This window comes from Phenylobacterium sp. (assembly GCF_031181185.1).
Taxonomy (GTDB): domain Bacteria; phylum Pseudomonadota; class Alphaproteobacteria; order Caulobacterales; family Caulobacteraceae; genus Phenylobacterium.
Genome location: NZ_JAPSKZ010000292.1, coordinates 1 through 2,627, shown reverse-complemented (window position 1 = coordinate 2,627; position 2,627 = coordinate 1). Strand labels below are relative to the sequence as shown.

4 protein-coding genes are annotated in these 2,627 nt (G+C 73.0%); all 4 read right to left on the bottom strand.

Going from position 1 to position 2,627, the window contains the following annotated elements:
• Window positions 1-433 (bottom strand): MBL fold metallo-hydrolase (locus RIF93_RS20030; protein WP_309093204.1); only part of this gene is annotated, 433 nt, incomplete at its 3' end.
• Entirely contained in the window at window positions 430-1,218 is a 789-nt protein-coding gene (locus RIF93_RS20025) for a TatD family hydrolase (RefSeq protein ID WP_309093203.1), read from the bottom strand. The genes RIF93_RS20030 and RIF93_RS20025, both read right to left, overlap by 4 nt.
• Window positions 1,215-2,210 (bottom strand): DNA polymerase III subunit delta', encoded by a 996-nt coding sequence (locus RIF93_RS20020; protein WP_309093202.1) that lies wholly within the window; start codon window positions 2,208-2,210, stop codon window positions 1,215-1,217. The genes RIF93_RS20025 and RIF93_RS20020 overlap by 4 nt, the downstream gene beginning before the upstream one ends.
• Window positions 2,207-2,627 (bottom strand): dTMP kinase (gene tmk / locus RIF93_RS20015; RefSeq protein ID WP_309093201.1); only part of this gene is annotated, 421 nt, incomplete at its 5' end. The genes tmk and RIF93_RS20020, both read right to left, overlap by 4 nt.

The window sequence follows — 2,627 nt, the reverse complement described above, 5'->3', positions numbered from 1 at the left end:
GCGGCGGCAGGTCGTGGGCGTCGAGCAGGGCCGGATAGCCGTTGCGGCTCTCGAAGATATAGTCGAAGCGGCGGGTCAGGGCGGCCCGGGTGGCGGCGTCCATGTACGCCGGCAGGCGGCGGCGGGCGCGGGCGGCGAAGGTGCGGAGATCGTCGATGCCGTGGGTCTGGTCGGCGTGGTCGTGGGTGTAGAGGACGGCGTCGACGTGGCGCACACCGGCCGCCAGCATCTGTTCGCGCAGGTCGGGCGAGGTGTCGATCACCACGCTGGTGACGCCGTCGGGGCCGTGGCGACGGACCAGCAGGGAGCAGCGCAGGCGGCGGTTCCTCGGCTCGGCCGGGTCGCAGGCGCCCCAGTCGCCGTCGCCGCGCGGCACGCCGCCGGACGAGCCGCTGCCCAGGATCACGATCTCCAGCTGACCCGCGACCGTCATGCGCCCTCTGGCCAGGGAATGCGGTCGAAGAGGGCGAAGAAGGCGTCTGTAGTGCGCGCCTCGGCCTCGTGGCGCGACCAGCCGCGGATCTCGGCCAGCTTGTCGAGGACGTGAGTCACGTACGCCGGCTCGTTGCGGCGGCCGCGGTGCGGCACGGGCGCAAGGTAGGGGCAGTCGGTCTCGACGATGATGCGGTCGGCGGGCATCGCGGCGATGATCTCGCGCACCTCCCCGGCGGCCTTGAAGGTGGCGATGCCGGAAACCGAGAACCACGCCCCGAGTTCCGCCGCCTTTTCCGCCAGTTCCGCGCCCGAGGTGTAGCAGTGCATCAGGAAACGGAACGGCCCCCTGGCCTGTTCTTCCTCCAGAATCCCGGCCATCACGTCGTCCGCCTCGCGGGTATGCACCACCAGCGGCAGCCCCGTGCGGCGCGCCGCCTCGATGTGCGTGCGGAACACCCGGGCCTGCACCTCGCGCGGGCTGAGGTCGTAGTGGAAGTCGAGGCCGCACTCGCCCACGCCGACCACCTTGGGCCGCCCGGCCAGCTCCACGAGGCGCTCCGCGGTCAGGTCCTCGTAGTGCCGCGCCTCGTGCGGGTGGACGCCGACGGTGGCCCAGATGTCGTCGTGAGCCATGGCCAGGCCGTGGGTGGCCTCGAAGGTGGCCAGGCGGTCGGAGATCTCGACCATCAGCCGCACGCCGGCCGCGCGGGCGCGGGCGATGACGGCGTCGCGGTCCTCGTCGAACTGGGGCGCGTGCAGGTTGACGTGGCTGTCGATGATCATGAGGCGGCCTTGACGCGCTGCAGCTCGGCCAGGGCGCCGGTGAGGACATCGGCCCGGTCCAGGTTGATGTCGGCGGCGCGGTCCGGCAGGGCCGACAACCGCTCCCACAGCTCGGCCCAGCGGGCGCCGGCCCCTGCTCGCCCCTGGCTTTGGCCCTCCTCAAGGGCGCGCAGCTTCACCGCGGCGATGAGCCGGTCCATCAGGATCTCGAACCGCTCCTGCCCTTCGGCGCCGCGGAACCGGTCGGCGGCGGCCATCACCTCGGCGCGGTCCACCTCGGGGGCGGCGACCCAGGCCTGGGCCAGCTGGTCGGCCTCCAGGGTGGCGCCTGAGGCGAGCGCCAGCGCCTGGCCGGGCGAACCGGCGGCCATGCCGGCGATGTGGGCGGCCTCGGCCGAGGTCACGCCGGTGCGGTTGCGCACCAGCTCCTCAAGCGCGTGCTGCGGCCACACCGGGAAGGCCAGCCGGCGGCAGCGCGAGCGGATGGTGGCCAGCAGCCGGCCGGGCGCATGGGTGACGAGGAACAGGACGCCCCGCTCAGGCGGCTCCTCAAGAACCTTCAGCAAGGCGTTGGCGGCATTGAGGTTCAGGTCGTCGGCGGCGTCGATGATGGCGACCCGGTACCGGGCCTGCGACGGACTCTTGGAGAAGAACTCCGGCAGCTCGCGCGCCTGATCGACCGAGATCGACTTCTTCGTCTTGCCGCCCTCGACAAGACGCTCCAGCACCAGCAGGTCGGGATGGGACTGGGCCGAGACGAGGCGGGCCACCGGATCGTCCGGCCGGGCTCCCAGCGGACCGCGCGACGGATCGGGCGCGGCCCCCAGCAGCCGACGGGCGGCGCGGTGGGCGAAGGTCGCCTTGCCCGAGCCCTCCACCCCGGCCAGCAGCCAGGCGTGGTGCAGCCGGCTCTTGGCCAAGGCGTCGAGGAAGGCCGCCTCGGCGGCGGCGTCGGGGACCAGGTCGAAACGGTCGCGCGGATGCTCGCTCACAGCAGCCGCTCCGACATCGCCGCCCAGACCCGGGCCTCCACCGCCTCCAGATCGCCGTCCGCGTCGATAATCACGCAGCGCTCCGGATGGGCCGCGGCGATCTCGCGGAACCCGCGCCGCAGCCGTTCGTGGAAATCGAGCCCCTTGGATTCGAAGCGGGTCTCGAACACGCCGCGGCCGAACGCCCGCTCGAGGCCGAGCTCGACCGGCAGGTCGAAGACCAGGGTCAGGTCCGGCTGGGTGTCGCCGACCACGGCGGCGTCCAGCGTCTCGATCAAGTCGGCGGGTACCCCGCCGCCGGCGCCCTGGTAGGCCCGGCTGGAGTCGGCGAACCGGTCGCACACCACCCAGCGCCCCGCCGTCAGGGCCGGGCGGATGGTGCGCTCCAGATGGTCGGATCGGGCGGCGAACATCAGC